17 protein-coding genes are annotated in these 15095 nt (G+C 68.1%); 2 read left to right on the top strand and 15 right to left on the bottom strand.

Annotated elements, in window-relative coordinates; genetic code table 11:
• The 15 genes from ACFTZB_RS31855 to ACFTZB_RS31785 all read right to left on the bottom strand — a co-directional run.
• On the bottom strand, nt 1–831 hold an 831-nt coding region (locus ACFTZB_RS31855), incomplete at its 3' end, for a zinc-binding dehydrogenase (RefSeq protein WP_378437657.1).
• 39 nt (nt 832–870) lie between these two features.
• Nucleotides 871–1872: an MBL fold metallo-hydrolase gene (locus tag ACFTZB_RS31850; RefSeq protein ID WP_378437664.1), complete on the bottom strand. Its 1002-nt coding sequence runs from the start codon at nt 1870–1872 to the stop codon at nt 871–873.
• An 11-nt stretch (nt 1873–1883) separates the two neighbouring features.
• Nucleotides 1884–2219, bottom strand: a complete 336-nt coding sequence (locus tag ACFTZB_RS31845; protein ID WP_378437655.1) for an EthD family reductase — start codon at nt 2217–2219, stop codon at nt 1884–1886.
• Nucleotides 2220–2293: 74 nt separating this feature from the next.
• Entirely contained in the window at nt 2294–2902 is a 609-nt protein-coding gene (locus ACFTZB_RS31840) for a TetR/AcrR family transcriptional regulator (protein WP_378437662.1), read from the bottom strand.
• An 87-nt stretch (nt 2903–2989) separates the two neighbouring features.
• The gene (locus ACFTZB_RS31835; RefSeq protein WP_378437659.1) at nt 2990–4492 is read right to left on the bottom strand and encodes a class I adenylate-forming enzyme family protein; all 1503 of its coding nucleotides are present in this window, start codon (nt 4490–4492) and stop codon (nt 2990–2992) included.
• Between the two features lie 72 nt (nt 4493–4564).
• Nucleotides 4565–5614 carry an NAD(P)-dependent alcohol dehydrogenase gene (locus tag ACFTZB_RS31830; protein WP_378437653.1) on the bottom strand — a complete coding sequence of 350 codons (1050 nt, stop codon included), beginning with the start codon at nt 5612–5614 and terminating at the stop codon, nt 4565–4567.
• An 11-nt stretch (nt 5615–5625) separates the two neighbouring features.
• Nucleotides 5626–6387, bottom strand: coding sequence for an SDR family NAD(P)-dependent oxidoreductase (locus ACFTZB_RS31825; RefSeq protein ID WP_378437650.1), 762 nt, complete (start codon nt 6385–6387; stop codon nt 5626–5628).
• A gap of 35 nt (nt 6388–6422) precedes the next feature.
• Complete coding sequence (locus ACFTZB_RS31820; protein ID WP_378437648.1) at nt 6423–7184, bottom strand: SDR family NAD(P)-dependent oxidoreductase; 762 nt, start codon at nt 7182–7184, stop codon at nt 6423–6425.
• Entirely contained in the window at nt 7181–8383 is a 1203-nt protein-coding gene (locus tag ACFTZB_RS31815; RefSeq protein ID WP_378437646.1) for an acyl-CoA dehydrogenase family protein, read from the bottom strand. The genes ACFTZB_RS31820 and ACFTZB_RS31815 overlap by 4 nt, the downstream gene beginning before the upstream one ends.
• Before the next feature lie 52 nt (nt 8384–8435).
• Entirely contained in the window at nt 8436–9398 is a 963-nt protein-coding gene (locus ACFTZB_RS31810) for a phosphotransferase family protein (protein WP_378437641.1), read from the bottom strand.
• On the bottom strand, nt 9395–10600 hold the full coding sequence (locus ACFTZB_RS31805; RefSeq protein WP_378437637.1) for an acyl-CoA dehydrogenase family protein: 1206 nt from the start codon (nt 10598–10600) through the stop codon (nt 9395–9397). Before ACFTZB_RS31805 ends, ACFTZB_RS31810 begins: the two co-directional genes overlap by 4 nt.
• A 9-nt stretch (nt 10601–10609) precedes the next feature.
• Nucleotides 10610–11758 carry a thiolase family protein gene (locus ACFTZB_RS31800; RefSeq protein WP_378437634.1) on the bottom strand — a complete coding sequence of 383 codons (1149 nt, stop codon included), beginning with the start codon at nt 11756–11758 and terminating at the stop codon, nt 10610–10612.
• Complete coding sequence (locus ACFTZB_RS31795; protein WP_378437632.1) at nt 11758–12135, bottom strand: Zn-ribbon domain-containing OB-fold protein; 378 nt, start codon at nt 12133–12135, stop codon at nt 11758–11760. The genes ACFTZB_RS31800 and ACFTZB_RS31795 overlap by 1 nt, the downstream gene beginning before the upstream one ends.
• Before the next feature lie 37 nt (nt 12136–12172).
• Nucleotides 12173–12961 carry an enoyl-CoA hydratase/isomerase family protein gene (locus ACFTZB_RS31790; protein WP_276140008.1) on the bottom strand — a complete coding sequence of 263 codons (789 nt, stop codon included), beginning with the start codon at nt 12959–12961 and terminating at the stop codon, nt 12173–12175.
• A gap of 122 nt (nt 12962–13083) precedes the next feature.
• A complete protein-coding gene (locus ACFTZB_RS31785; protein ID WP_378437630.1) occupies nt 13084–14223 on the bottom strand; it encodes an acyl-CoA dehydrogenase family protein in 1140 nt (379 codons plus the stop codon).
• A 101-nt stretch (nt 14224–14324) separates the two neighbouring features.
• On the opposite strand from ACFTZB_RS31785, the gene ACFTZB_RS31780 reads away from it, so the two are divergent.
• On the top strand, nt 14325–14711 hold the full coding sequence (locus tag ACFTZB_RS31780) for a hypothetical protein (protein WP_124395674.1): 387 nt from the start codon (nt 14325–14327) through the stop codon (nt 14709–14711).
• Nucleotides 14695–15087, top strand: coding sequence for a hypothetical protein (locus ACFTZB_RS31775; RefSeq protein ID WP_378437628.1), 393 nt, complete (start codon nt 14695–14697; stop codon nt 15085–15087). The genes ACFTZB_RS31780 and ACFTZB_RS31775 overlap by 17 nt, the downstream gene beginning before the upstream one ends.
• Nucleotides 15088–15095: the final 8 nt, after the last annotated feature.

The raw sequence follows: 15095 nt of genomic DNA, 5'->3' as shown, positions 1-15095 counted from the left end.
CTTCGACACGATCTGAAAGAGGTTGTCCGGACCTGCCGCCGCCGTCTCCGCGTCGTAGGACGCGACGGCGCCGGCCATGGCCACTCGGCCTCCCGGCCGAAGGCGATGCAGGGCGGCCCCGAGATGCGTTCCGCCCACGTTGTCGAAATACAGATCGATGCCGTCGGGTGCCGCACTGTCGAGGGCCCGGGTCAGGTCCGGCGTGTGGTAGTCGAACGCGGCATCGAGATTCAGTTCTTCCAGCAGGAACCGGACCTTTTCGGTGGATCCCGTGCTGCCGACCACGTAGTGGCCTCGGAGCTTGGCGATCTGTGCAGCGAGGCTGCCGACCGCTCCGGCCGCCGACGAGATCCACACGACGTCTCCGCCTGCGAGTTCACCGATGCAGTGCAGTCCCACGTACGCGGTGAGCCCGGCGCTGCCCAGCGCTCCGAGATATGCCTGCGGCGGGTGCTCGCCGGTGTCGAGTCTCGTCACACCACCGGCCCCGGCGAGGGTGTCACCGTCCGGCCGGATCACAGCGAACTCACGAAAACCGTTGATGTGCAGCACCGTGTCGCCCGGCGCGAAGCCGGGGGCACGGGACCGGACTACCTCCCCAACAGCCAACCCGGTCAGCGTCTCCCCGATGCGGAACGGCGGGAGGTAGCCGGCGGGGCCGGTGGGGCCGAGTCGCATCCTGACGGACGGGTCGATCGACGACCACGAGTTGCGCACGAGAATGTCACCGGGCCCGAGTTCTTCGGGAACCGTCACCACGTCGATGTGAAAGTCCGACGTTACAACCCTCCCCCGGGGATGGCGCGCCAGTGTGAGCTCACGACTCTGCATAGGAATCCTTTCGACTCGGACCACGGAGAAGACTTCGACTCAGACGACGGCGAAGACGTCGTGGCCGTCTAGTTGTCGGACGGTGAGCCGGCCGCGGTCGACCAGGGTGTCGAGGTGCGCGAGGGTCTCACAGGTGGCGATCATCTGATTGAACGGGTCGAGCGTGGTGAACGGCCTGTCGCGACGAGTCCACGTGACCACGTGCGCCACGGCGGTCGCGGTCCCCTGCCCGAGAGAGATCAGCGCGTTGCGCATGGCATCGAATCGCTGGTCGTGGTGCGCGAGAAGCGCTTCTACTCGACGGTGCACACTCGGTGCCGGATCTCCGTGTGCCGGCAGGAGCTGCGAATCGGGGCGGTCGAGCAACCGGGACAGCGAGTCGAGGTAGTGCCTCAGCGGCAGGTCCCACTCGCCCAACTCGAAGCCGATCGACGGCGTGATCGAGGGCAGGACGTGGTCGCCGCTGAACAGCAGCCCCTGATCCACGTCGTGAAACACCATGTGTCCCTTGGTGTGGCCCGGGGTGTGCACGACGTCGAGGATGTGCCGGCCGATCGGGAGTGGACCCGCGGCGAGCCAGTGGTCGGGTTCTTCCCAGTCCCCGGGGTAGAACGGTTCCGCGGCGGTCAGGGTCTTGACGGTGTCTGCCAGGACGGGGGCTCCCGCGCGGCGGAGTTCGTGCAGCGAATCCGTCGGAACGTTGCTGCCGAGGGCGCCGACCGCTGCCAGACCGTCCGCCTCCGCGACTCCGAGGTGGACGCGTGAACCGTGACGGCGGCGGAGTTCGACGGCGAACGTGTAGTGGTCGCGGTGCACGTGGGTGACGTAGATGTCGTGAATCTGGTCGGGGCGGTGGCCGATCCGGAGCAGTGCCCGCTCCATCTCCTCGAACGTCGTGCCGACTCGCCAGCCGCCGTCGACGAGGGCCAGGCCGTCCGGGGTCTCGAGGGCGTAGACGTTCACGGCCCCGAGTCCGTCACCGGGCATCTGGAGGGGTATTCGATGCACACCGGGCGCCACCTCGTAGCAGCCCGGCTCCATCCACCCCGCCCTCATGATGCCGCGCTGCCCACTTCGACCATCGTCTTCTCCTCGCCCATGACGAGGATGCGCTTTCCGCGCATCTTGCCGACGTTGTCTACTGCGGCTTGCCATTCCGGGCTGGCGAGCGCGGCATCGAGGTCCTCGCGGGAGTCGAAGCTCAGGATCGACACGCCGTCCCATTCCCGGGACTTGTCGTCCATCGCGTCCAGCACTTCGGTGTGCTGCCAGCGTCGCAGGCCGGGAAGCGGATAGGTCACGTCGGCGTGCTCACCGCGCCACCACTGGATGAACTGCTCGTGGCTCCAGTCGTGCGGACGGGCGGCCAGGACGATCAAGTTGTACATCATCTCTCCATTACTGACATGAATTAGGTTCAATTATCGAGGGTGCGCAAAAGCCACTCCCCGATCTCCGCGGGTCACGCGCGGACGATACGCAGGGTGGCGTCGCGAACGTGCCGGTTGAGCTGGTCGAGTGTCATGTCGCCTCCTGGCCGGTACCAGCGCCACACGCTGACGACGAGCCCGAGGACGAGGCGGGCCATCAAACGCGCATCGGCGTCGGCGAAGGCCCCGGCACCCATCCCCTTCGCGATGAGGAGAGACCACGCCTCTTCGATCGAATTCACCAGCGCCCGTGACGTCTGGCGCTCGGCTTCCTCTTTCTCGGACTGACGGGGCGTGGCCAGCAGATCCATGTGGCTCTGGAGGATCCGGCGCTGCAGGGCGTCGCGGGGGGTCGCTTCCAGGGCGCTGGTGATGGCGGCGCTCATCGCCTCGACCGGGTCGTCGATGCCCTCGATCGCGGTCGTGAATCGCTCGAGCGACTGCGCCAGTTCGAGACGCATGATCGTCAGCAGACAGTGTGCCTTGGATTCGAAGTAGTGGTAGAGCGCGGTCTGGCCGATACCGACCTCGTCGGCGATCGACGCCCACTTCGTGTGCTCGAAGCCCACTTCCCCGAAGCGCTCGATTGCGGCCGTGAGGATGAGCCCGCGCTTGGAACGCGGACCATCGCGGAGCGTCATGGCTTCTACGGACACGGGATCCCCATCCATTTGTCGTCGGGTCGGTACCGGTAAGACTACCTGAACTGAGGTCAGGTCGGGTGGAGATCAGGTGGTCCCGGTACCAGCGAGCAGGCGTGTTGCGAGATTCACCGCATCCGGTCGGGACAGTTTCCCGACCCGGTTCTGTGGCAGGTCGTCGATCGTGAAGACGAACTCCGGCCACTTGAACTTGGGGAACTCGATGTCACCGAGGTGGGCAACCACCTCACCGAGGGTAATCGGTGCACCGGTGCTCACGACGAGGGCTGCGGCGCGTTCACCGAGCAGTTCGTCCGGCACCGGTACCACACACACCTGGGACACGGTCGGGATGCGGGCGATGGCGGCTTCCACCTCGTTGATGTCGATGTTGCGGCCGCCGCGGATGATGATCTGCTTCTGTCGCCCCATGACCCGGATGGTCCCGTCGTCCGCGATCTCGACGAGGTCGCCGGTGGGCAGGAATCCGTCCGCGGTGAGGTCGGGCGGCGCGGGAACCCCGGCTCGGGCATAGCCGACGAAGAGGGAGGGCCCGCTGACCTGCGCGTCGCCCACTCGCCCCGGCGGCAGTGGCGCGCCGTGCGCGTCGACGGCTCGGACAACGGTGCCGGGGAACGGCCTGCCGTCCCGTCCGAGGCGTATGTCCGGCGCGTCCGACGGCAGCGGGGTGGTGTGCCCGAGGCACTCGGACATTCCGAACACCCGCAGGAATGTCGTCCCGAGAATCTGCTCGGCGCGGCCGAGCGCACCGGCGTCCATCGGGCCGCCGCCGACGGTCATCGCCCGCAGCGAGGTCAGCGCGCCCGCCGCGTCGGGTGCGACGGCCAACTGAAGCGCCATGGTCGGGACGAGCATCGTCCAGGCGACCTGGTGTTTCCTGACCACCTCGAGGGCGCGCGCCGGCTTCCAGCCGTCCATACAGACCATCGGCGCGGCCAGCATCGTGGGGAGGTAGAGACCGAAGCAGAATGCGGCCACCGACGAGAGCGGGACGAACGCGGCGACCGGGTCTCCGGGTTCGAGGCAGACGGCGTCGATCGTGCAGCGGCAGGCGTAACGGATCGCGGATTCCGACTGCACCACGCACTTGGGGTGTCCGGTGGACCCGGACGTCATCGCGATCGCGATTCCGCCGTTCCACCGGGCGACGTCGCTGACGGGTGTCCGCGACCAGCGCATCGACCAGCCGTCCAGCGCGGTCGCCTCTTCGGAGAAGTGGTCGTCCGACGCGCCCCAGTGCTCGAGGGACCCGGGGTCGGCGATCACCACGTCGGGTGCGATGTCGTGCAGAGCCACGGCGAACTCCGACGGGGTGGCGTGCCTGCTGAACACTGCGACGACACCGCCGCGCAGACCGACGGCGAGTGCGGCCGTCAGCGTTCGCCAGCTGTTGTCCGCTTGGACGAGTACGGTGGGCGAACCCTCGCGAGCGGTGTCCAGCAGTGCGGCGAGTTCGGTCGCCGCCGCGGCGATGCGCGCGGCGGTGTACTCGCCCGAGGCGTCGACGACCGCGATCTCATCGGGCGAATTCTTTGCGCGAGCAACGAATTCGCGAGCCAACTCCCACATCCCGCAATCCTCCTGTTCAGCGAACACTGTCATTCTCGATCATCGTGCGCGGTATCGCGCAGGCGTCGCCGGTCACGGCACGAGGACGGCGCGCCCGCGGATCGCTCCGCGGCGCAGCCGGTCGTACACGTCGACGGCGTCGTCCAATCGGTACGCGGTGGACTCGACGCTCAGCAGCCCTCGTTGCGCGAGATCGACCACCGCCTCGAGGTCGGCGCGGGTTCCCCAGAACGGGGCGCTGACCTGCCAGCCGCCGGGTAGTCCGAGGTCCTTGCCGACCGTGAGCCGGCCGCCGCCGCTGCCCACGGTCACCAGGCGGCCACCGGGGCCGAGCAACTGCAGGGACGCTTCCATCGTGGCCGGGGATCCCACGAAATCGAACACCACGTCGGCGGAGCGAGGCTCGGTGCCGGAATCGGCCACCTCGCTCACCGCCCGGTCCGCCCCCAACCGGAGGGCGAGGTCGCGCGAGTCCTCGCGTGGATCGACCGCGATGATCGTGCCGGCGCCGAGAGCGCGAAGGATCTGGACGGCGAGATGGCCCAGTCCCCCGACACCGACCACGACGGTGACCGAGTGGCCGTCGACGAGGTCCCGGTTCGTGCGGATCGCGTGGTAGGCGGTCAGGGCGGCATCGGCGAGCGGGGCGGCACTCTCGGGAGCGAGCCCCCGGGTGCGCACCACGAACCGTTCCGAGGGAACGATCATGGCCTCGGCGAGACCGCCGTCGTGCCCGAGACCGTTGCCGATCGCCGCGAGCCTGCCGTCCGCCCGCGGACGCAGGTCGTGACAGTAATTCTCCCGGCCCCGCCTGCAGTTGCGGCACTCCCCGCAGGACCACACACCGTGGACCACCACGGACTCGCCGATCCACGACCTGTCGGCGTCCGGTCCCGCGGCGACCACGGTTCCGGCCACCTCGTGCCCGAGTGTGAGCGGGAGCGGGTAGTCGAACGCGCCTGCGGGTGCGTCCATGACGTGCAGGTCGGATCGGCAGAGCCCGGCGGCCCGGACCTCGATCAGCAGTTCGGCGTTCCGCGGTTCGGGGACGGGGACGCGCTGGACCTGCACGGGTTGGCCCCAGGTGGTCAGGCGCACTGCTCTCATCATCTCGATGGCCATGGTCCCGTCGCCTACCTGGCTGCCCAGCCGCCGTCGACGACGAGCGTCTGTCCGGTGACATACGAAGAAGCATCCGATGCGAGGAACAGCACGGCGCCGTCCACCTCGCCCGCCCTGCCACCGCGGCCGAGCATCGTGTTGCGGCGCACCCAGTCGGCCGAGCGCTGGTTGCCGAACAGTCCGTCCGTCATTTCGGTATCGAACCATCCGGGCACGACGGCGTTGACACGGGAGCCCCGCCTGCCCCACTGACCCGCCAACTCGCGGGTCAGCCCGAGAATGCCCGCCTTCGACGCCGCGTAGCTCGCACCGCCGATGGGAGCGGTGGACACCAGACCGATCACCGAGGAGATGTTGATAATCGAGATCCCCGCGCCCTCCGGAACGGTCGACATGGCATACGTGGCCAGATGGAAACCCGCCGCGAGGTTGACGTCGAGGATCGACGAGAACCCGTCGGCGGTTTCGTCCTCCGCGTTCGGAGGTCCGGGCTTGCCGGCGTTGTTGACCAGGACGTCGACGTGGCCGGTTCGCTCGCGGGCGCGGTCGACGAGACGGCGGCGGTCGGCGTCGACGGTGATGTCGCATTCGACCGGGACCACGGTGTCGACCTCCGCTGCCAGTGCCTCGAGCCGATCGATGCGGCGGGCGGCCGCGTAGACGGTGGCGCCTGCCGCGGCCAGCGTCCGCGCGAATCCCATCCCCAGTCCGGACGACGCACCCGTGACGACGGCGACGCGACCGCTCAGCTGGAACAGCTCGGGTACCTGCATGTGGTTGGCTCCTACTCCTGTTCGTGGCACGCGCGTCAGTAGACGGCGGTGCGTCCGCCGTCGACCGGGATCACGGCGCCCGTGGTGTAGCCGGCGTGGTCCCCGGCCAGATGCACGACGAGGCCGGCTATTTCATCCGGGTGCCCCAGCCGTCCGGCGGGCAGCCGGTCGACGATCTTGCCGACGAACTCGTCGTCCCAGTCGGCCGCCATGTCGGTCGCGAATCCGCCCGGCATGATGCAGTTCACCCGCACCCGGGGCGCGTATTCCTGCGCGAACGCCATCGTCAGCGCGTTGAGGCCGTTCTTCGACGCCGCATACATCGCCTCGGGCGGGCTGGGACGCACCGCGCCGATGCTCGAGATGTTGATGATCGAACCGCCTCCGGCCGCGCTCATCCTGGCGCCGGCCACCGCCATCAGCCGGAACGGTCCCTTGAGGTTGACCTCGATCGTCTTGTCGAACAGCGACTCGGACACCGACTCCAGCGTCGGTGACAGGGGTGCGATGCCGGCGTTGTTCACGACGACGTCGAGCTTTCCGAATCGGGTGACGATGTGGTCGACCGCGGTTTCGATCGCGTCCCACTTCCCGACGTGCAGTGCGAGCGGTTCGGCGATGCCGCCGGTGTCCCGGACGATCGCGCGGGCCGCGGAGACGCACGCCTCCTCCTTGCGGCTCGACACGATCACGGTGGCGCCCGCGGCGGCGAGGCCGCCGGCGATGGCGTATCCGAGCCCGCGGGTCGCCCCCGTGACCAGTGCGACCTTGCCCGTCAGCTCCTGTGTCGTGTTCATGCGTACTTCTTCAGTTCGAGGCGCGCGATCGTGCGCAGGTGGACTTCGTTCGGGCCGTCGGCGATCTGCAGTGCGCGGGTGATCGCGTACAGCCGGGCCAGGATCGTGTCGTCACTCACCCCTGCGGCGCCGTGCGCCTGGACGGCGCGGTCGACCACGCGATGCGCCACCTCCATCGCGGACACCTTGATCGCGGCGACCTCCGAGCGGGCGGCGGCGTTGCCGCGGGTGTCCATCAGCCACGACGACTGCAGAACCAGCAGCCGGATCTGGTCGATCTCCATCCGGCTCCGCGCAATCCACTCACGCACCACACCGCGATCGGCGAGGCGTCCACCGAACGCGGTGCGCTGCAGGACCCGTCGGCACATGAGCTCGAGGGCGCGTTCGGCCATGCCGATAGCCCGCATCGCGTAGTGCATGCGCCCCGGCCCGAGTCGGCCCTGCGCGATCGCGAAACCGTCACCCTCGGCGCCGAGCATGTGGTCGGCGGGCACCCGCACGTCCGTGAACTGGACCTCGCCGTGGCCGAGCCGGTCCCGGTAGCCGAACATCGGCAGATCGCGGAGCACGTCGATGCCGGGAGCATCCGCCGGCACCAGGATCATGCTCTGCTGCCGGTACGTCGGCGCGTCGGGATCGGACTTGCCCATGAAGATGACGAGCTTGCAGTCGGGATCGAGAATGCCCGAGGTGTACCACTTCCGGCCGTTCAGGACGTATTCGTCGCCGTCGCGGCGGATGGTCGAGGTGATGTTGGTGGCGTCCGAACTCGCCACCTCCGGTTCCGTCATCGCGAACGCCGACCGGATCGTGCAGTCCAGGAGCGGCGCGAGCCAGCGTGACTGCTGCTGCGGGGTGCCGTACATCGCGAGGATTTCCATGTTGCCGGTGTCGGGTGCCGAGCAGTTGATCGCTTCGTTGCCGATCACCGACCGTCCGACCATCTCGGCAAGAGGGGCGTACTCGAGGTTGGTGAGCCCGGCGCCCCATTCGCCGTGCGTCATGAAGAGGTTCCACAGTCCGAGTTCCCGTGCCTTCGCCTGCAGGTCCAGCATGACCTTCGGCTGTTCGTGCGGGTTGTCGTTCGACCTGATCTGCTCGTCGTACACGGCCTCGGCCGGATAGACGTGCTCTTCCATGAAGGTCCGCAGTTGCTCGAGCAGTCGCTCGGTGCGTGCGGAGTATCCGAAGTCCACGTGTCGTCCTTTCTGTTCCTGTCAGCGCCTCGAGCGGTGCGCGAAAGCGTGGTCAGGCAAGTAGTGCGGTGCCGCTGCGAATGAGCTGCGCGATGGTGTCGGGTAGCCGTTCCTGATCGGGGTCGTGGTGGCGGCCCTCTCGGTGCCTGCGCAGGTTGTGGCCCATGATCGCCGCCATCTTCAGACGGCCCAGTGCGTTGAACCAGTTCATGTCCGGCAGTGCCGGGGCGTCCCCGGTGTAGAGGTCGATCAGCTCGTCCTCGCTCGGAAGGTTCGGCACCGCGCGCCCCACACCGGGGAAGTTCGCGCCGTCGGCAAAGACGAGGAACCAGCCGAGCTCGACCCGCGGATCTCCCAGGCTCCAGATCTCCCAGTCGATCAATGCCGCCGGCTCCGTGCCCCGCGCGATGATGTTGCCGAGCCGGTAGTCGCCGTGCACCAACGTGGGCGCCATCCCGTCCGGGACATCGGCGGCGAGCAGACGCAGCAACTCCTCGCCCCCGGTCACGAGTTCGGGGGGAACGGCACCCAGGGTGCGTTGCCACCGCGCCAGCTCGGCGGCCGGCGACAACGGATCACCGGCGGCCGGGATCGTGTCGACGGGCACCGCGTGCAGCAGCGGGAGCACCTCGGCGGCCCGGCGCATCCGCGCGGCAGCGACGGCCGGGTCGACCGCCGGTGTATCGAGCACCGGCTCGAGGGATTCGCCTGCGACGCACTCCATCGCGAACCACGCCGGACCGTCCTCGTCGACGGTGACGATGCGGGGCACGGGAACCGCTGTGGCTCCGAGCGTTTCCATGATCCTCGCCTGGCGCACCATGTCGTGCCGCCCGACGGGACGCTGCCCCTCGGGCACAGCCTTGACGACGAGGTCGCCCCCATCGGTCCGGACCTTGTAGGTCAGTCCGGAGTGCCCGCCGGGCAACGGCTCGAGCGGGCCGACGTCCAGGCCCGGGTTCTGCTCGCGCAGGCGACGCGCCACACGGTCGTCGAGGGTGATCGTTGCACTCACGGGCGGGGCTCCCTCGGCAGGCCGAGCACACGCTCGGCGAGGATGTTGCGCTGGATCTCGTCGGTGCCGCCTGCGATGCGGTAGCCGGGTGCGCCGAGCACGTGCTCGGTCCACGCGAACGTGCCCCACTCGCCCGAGTCGGCGATCAGGTCGCGCCCCAGCAACATCCGGACGACTTCCGAGGTGCGCGCCATGGTGTCGGTGGCGAGCAACTTGCCCACCGACGCCTCCGGGCCGGGGTCCTTGTCGGCGACGACGGCGGCGGCCACCCGCATGCCCGTCACCCGCTGGACATAGCTGCGCGTCACCAGATCCGCGACCTTGTCACGCTCGATCTCGGACAGCTCCCGGCCCAGGTGGCGGGCGAGTTCGACGGCCTGGTCCGCGTTGGCCAGGCCGAGATTCCCGGCGTCGAGGCGCTCGGCGGCCAGCACGGTCAATGCGACCGGCCAGCCCTGCCCCACCGGCCCCAGCCGGTAGTCGTCCGACAGTTCGACGCCGTCGAGATACACCTCGTTGAAGGAACTGCCCCCGGTCATCTGACGGATCGGCCGGACGGTGACACCCGGAGCGTCCATCGGGACGAGGAAGACGGTGAGGCCCTTGTGTTTGGGCGCGTCGGGGTCGGTGCGGCACACCGCGACCCCGACGTCGGCGACCCGGGCGCCGGACGTCCAGACCTTGTGCCCGGTGATCGTCCACCGGCCGTCCCGCTCGACCGCTCTCGTCCGGACCGCCGCCAGATCGGATCCGGCTTCGGTTTCCGAGAACAGCTGGCAGGCGATGATGTCGGTGCGGAGCATCGCCCGCACGTACCGCTCACACTGCTCGGGTGTTCCCCACTGGGCGATGGCCGGTGCTACCAGTTGCTGTGTGACCGAGAACATTTCGGTCCGGCGCGGCACGTCGAAACAGTTCTCCTCCCGCCGGAACGCGAGCACGTAGGACATCGGCAGGCCGCGTCCGCCGAATTCGACCGGCCAATTCATCGAACCCCAGCCGGCGTCGAACTTCGTCTGCTCGTATGCCCGGATGTGGTCGGTCTCTTCGCGTTCCTGCGCAGCGGTCCAGTTCTCGAAGACGGCGACCGAGTCGGGCCCCACCCCCCATTTGATCTGGGTGCGCGGTTCGGCGACCGTGCGCAGCCACGCGCGGGCGTCGTCCACGAACTGGTCCAGGCCGGGCATCGTTGCTTGATTCATGGCTCTTCCTCAGACTGACAGGACGGTGCAGGCGCTGATCCCGGGCGCACCGTAGACGTGGGTGAATCCGATGCGCGGGTTTCCGGGGACCTGCCGGGCACCGGCCTCCCCGCGCAATTGCGTGACGATCTCGTGTATCTGCCGGAGGCCGGACGCGCCGATCGGTTCCCCGTTCGCGATGCAACCGCCGTCGGTGTTGACCGGGATCCGCCCGCCGATCTCCGTCTCCCCCGCGGCGATCAGCTTGTCCTGCTCGCCGTGTTCGCAGAATCCGCATTCGGCCATGTGCATGATCTCGGCGCCGCTCTCCGTGTCCTGGAGTTGCGCGACATCCACGTCGGACGGTCCGAGTCCTGCCTGCTCGAATACGGCCGCCGCGGTGGACGTGCTCACGCTGGGTGGGGTTCCCGCGCCCTGTATCGACGGGCCGAACACCTCGAACGATCCGAACCGGCGGGTACCCGCCGAAATGCCCCGCAGGTGCACCGGTCGTCCGCCGAGTCGCCGGACAGCGGTCTCGCTCGCCACGACGACGGCCGCACCGCCCTCGCCGGGTGAGCAGAACATGTACCGGGTCAGGGGGTCGTTGACCATGTCCGCGGCGGCGATCGTCTCGGCGGACATGGGTTCACGCCGCCAGGCATTCGGGTTCAGGGAGCCGTTGCGATACGCCTTCTCCGCGACGGCGGCCAGTGTGGGGGCGCTGATTCCGTGTTCGCGCATGTACCGCGCGATCTTGATGCCGAAGAACTGGGTGGTGACCATGAGACCCGCCTCGCCGTAGCCGACTGGCAGACCCCAGTCCTGTGGTGCCGGGTCGAACGCGCCGCGCGGGTGCTTGTCGAAGCCGACCGCGAGTGCGATGTCGGCGGCGCCGGCACGAATGGCGTTGACGGCCGACACCAGTGCGCTACCCCCTGTCGCGCAACCGTTCTTGACGTTGGTGAACGGGATTCCGGTGAGCCCGAGTTCGGACACCAGGGTGTCGGCGAGCCCGGAGCCGTCGCTGCCACCGAACGCGACCTGAACGTCGGTCCACGCGATGCCGGCGTCGGCCAGGGCGGACGCGATCGCGTCCAGGGCGAGCCCGCGGCCGGTCTTGTCCGGTTGGCGCCCGAATTTCGACAGTCCGGCCCCGATGATCGACACAGTGGACATCAGCGGGTCTCCTTCAGATATGCGTCGGTGGCGAACCGGGGCACCGGTGCCGTGGCGACCAACGTCACCGGCGCCCCGTCGTCCAACTCGTCGAAGTCGTGGCAGTCGAGCACGCCTTCGACCCTGATTCCCTCGGGGAGTTCGACGTATCCGACCGCGAACGGCGAGAACCCGTCCGGCGGCGGAACATACGGCGGCGATTTCGGGGCGAACCGCTGGACCGTGTACGCCCAGACCGTTCCGCGTGCACTCAAGGTCAGCGGCGACATCGCCGGCCCGGCACACCTCGAGCACGCGGTGGTGGCCGGGAACGCGACGGTCGAACAGTGGGCGCAGCGGCTCGCTTCGAGCGCCGGCGCGGTGGGTGTCTCGCCCATCGTCACTCTCTCCTCGGGATTCGTCGTCGGGGTCGGGTCAGCGACCGACCCACTTCGGCTCACGCTTTTCGAGGAAGGCGTTCACGCCTTCGCGTGCGTCCTCGGACTGCAGCGCGTTGCCGACGGCGAGGTGCTCCATCACCATCAGCGACTGGATGTCCGCGTCGAGACCGCGGTCGATGCACATCTTGGTGAGCTTCATCATGAACGGGCTCTTGTCGACGATCGGTGCGATGAACTCGGCGAGAAGCTTGTCCAGGTCGTCGGCCGGCGCCGACGCGTTGATCAGGTCGAAGGCCTCCGCCTCCTTGCCGGTGAGGAGCTTGCCGGTGAGCATGAGTTCCTTCGTCTTGCGAACGCCGATCATGCGCGGCAGCCGGTAGATCGGGCCCGCGCCACCGAACAGTGCGCGGCGGATGTGGAAGTCGCCGATGCGGGCGTCCTCGGCGGCGATCGCGAAGTCGCAGGAGATCATCAGCTCGAATCCGCCTGCGGTGACGAAGCCTTCGAGGACGGCGACGGACGGGGTGTTCATCGAGTACAGGCGGTCGCACACCCGGGCCGACAGCACCGCGACATCCATCGCGGTGGTGGAGCCGACGTACTTCTCCCGCAGTTCGTCGAGGTCGAATCCCGAGCAGAACGTGCCGTCACGTCCACGCAGGACCAGCACCTTGAGTTCGGGGTCGTTGTCGACCTCGACGATGATCTCGTCGAGGCGGTGCAGCAACTCGACGGTGACCGCGTTCTTCTTGTGCGGGCGGTTGAGCCACACGCGGGCGACGTCGCCGTCCTTCTCGAGCACGATGTGGTCGGTGTCCACCATGTCGGGGTCCTTTCGAGGAATGAAACTGAACTGGATTCACTTCAGTTCTACTGGGTGGGAGGTGGTCCGTCAATAGCGGGATCGAAAAGCGTTGGTTTCGGCCGGCAGCAGCCGGCCCGATGTCAGAGTCCGACGAGATCCGCGATCCGCCCGCGGTGCGCCCGCGAATCCCCCAGCAGCGGTTCGTCTCCGAGCGCGCGGCGAACATAGGAGTGCGTCGCGTGTTCCCAGGTGAAGCCGACTCCCCCGTGCAGTTGCACGGCCTCCATCGCGGTGGCGATCACGGCCTCGGTGCAGACCGCACCCGCGACAGCGGCCGGAAGCGCCGCGGCGCCCGGGTCTTCCGCGAACACCGCGGCCGCGTACCGCGCCGCCGATCGCGCCTTCTCGAGGTCGACGAGAGTGTTCGCCAGTCGATGCTTGACGGCCTGAAAAGAGCCGATCGACCGCCCGAACTGGCGGCGCTGCACGGTGTATTCCCTTGTACTGTCCAGCAATCGGTCGATCACGCCGACGTGCTCGCAGGCCAGTCCGATCACCCCGAGGCTGTGCAACGATTCGACCGCGCGCGGTGCGTCACCGGGTCCGGCGAGACGCACCGCCTCCGCGTCGTCGAAGAGCAGATTCGCCTGCCGCCGACTGGGGTCGACCACCGGAAGTTCTGTTCGCCGCACCGTCGCGGTCCGCAGATCGACCGCATAGAGGCCTGGTCCGTCGTCGGCGTGCGCGAGCAGCACGACGACATCGGCGGCGCCGCCCTGCACGACATTCGTCGCGCGACCGGACAGCGACCATCGGTCGCCGGCACGCGTGGCGTCGACGAAATCGGTCTGCGCGCTCAGGGCCGTCACCGTCGCGACGAGTTCACCCCGGACGACCCGGTCGAGCAGTTCGTCGACCGTGTGCGACCTTTCGGCCGCGAGCAGGGCGTGGACTCCCAGCGTGGCGGATGTGAGCACCGGTTCGCAGACCAGCGCTCTCCCGCATTCTTCGAGGACGATGCCGAGTTCGACCATGCCGTATCCGAGGCCGCCGCGATCCTCCGGCACCGTCAGGGCAGCGACGTTCATCTCCTCGACGAGCAGTGACCACAACTCGGGGGAATAGCCGGACTCCGACTGGGCGGCGCGTCGGCTGCTTTCGATCGTCGAATGGCGGTCGAGTAGGCGGCGGATGACGTCGCGGATGTCTTCGTGCTCGGCGACGGGGGTCATCGCCGGGGGTTCGGTCTCGGGCCAGGGGCTGGAATGGGAGGACTGCATTGAACTCTCCTGTAAATTGACGTGAGTTCAGTTTAGTTTCGCAGAAGTCGAGACGGCAAGGACCCTCGACAGACCCACCCATGTTGAACTAAGTTCATTTCATGACCGATGCACTCGTGATCGAGCAGTACTACGCGATCCTCGACAGCGGCCGGATCGACGACGCGGTCGCCCTGCTCGACGAATCGATCGAGTTCGCCATAGTCCTTCCCGGTACCGTCCGACGCGGCCACAGCCGCGCCGACATGCTCAGCTATCTCCGGGGACGACCCCCGGTCGATCGACGGCACGTGCTGCTGCGGACGAGCAGCGACCGCGACGTCCAGTTCGCCTACGGCTCCGTCGTCGAGAACGAGACGAAGACGACCGGCTACTTCCTCGCCGCCATGCACTTAGGCGCCGACGGCACCATCGACGCGTACGAGGTGTCGTTCGACACCGAATTCAGCATTCTCAGAAGGGAGTTGGCACATGACAAGCGCGACTGACCTGGACTCGAGGACGTCACCGACGCCCGTGCTCGTCGCGTGGTTCGCGATCATGGATTCGGACGATCCCGACCGCGTCCTGACCATGATCACCGACGACTTCCGGATGTCGATTCAATTCTCCACCGGCGGCGGGAAAGCAGCCGAGTTCGTCGGCGATCGCGCAGGCCTCGTCGGGTACCTGCAGCAACGCGAGAAGAGCGTGCTGGTGCACGAGATCCTCGCGGGCTCGCGGGTGGGGGACGTCGAACTGGCGCTGGGACGCACCACCCGGAACGGCGAATTCGAGGCGTCGTTCAACACGTCGGCACAGCTCGACGCGTCGGGGCTCGTGCGGAGGTTGCTCATCTGCCGCACCCCCGAAATCTCGTTCTGACACCCCTG

The sequence above is a fragment of the Rhodococcus sp. NPDC057014 genome (genome assembly GCF_042673295.1).
In the GTDB taxonomy this organism is placed as follows: domain Bacteria; phylum Actinomycetota; class Actinomycetes; order Mycobacteriales; family Mycobacteriaceae; genus Rhodococcus_F.
This window is presented reverse-complemented; position numbering and strand designations above follow the sequence as displayed.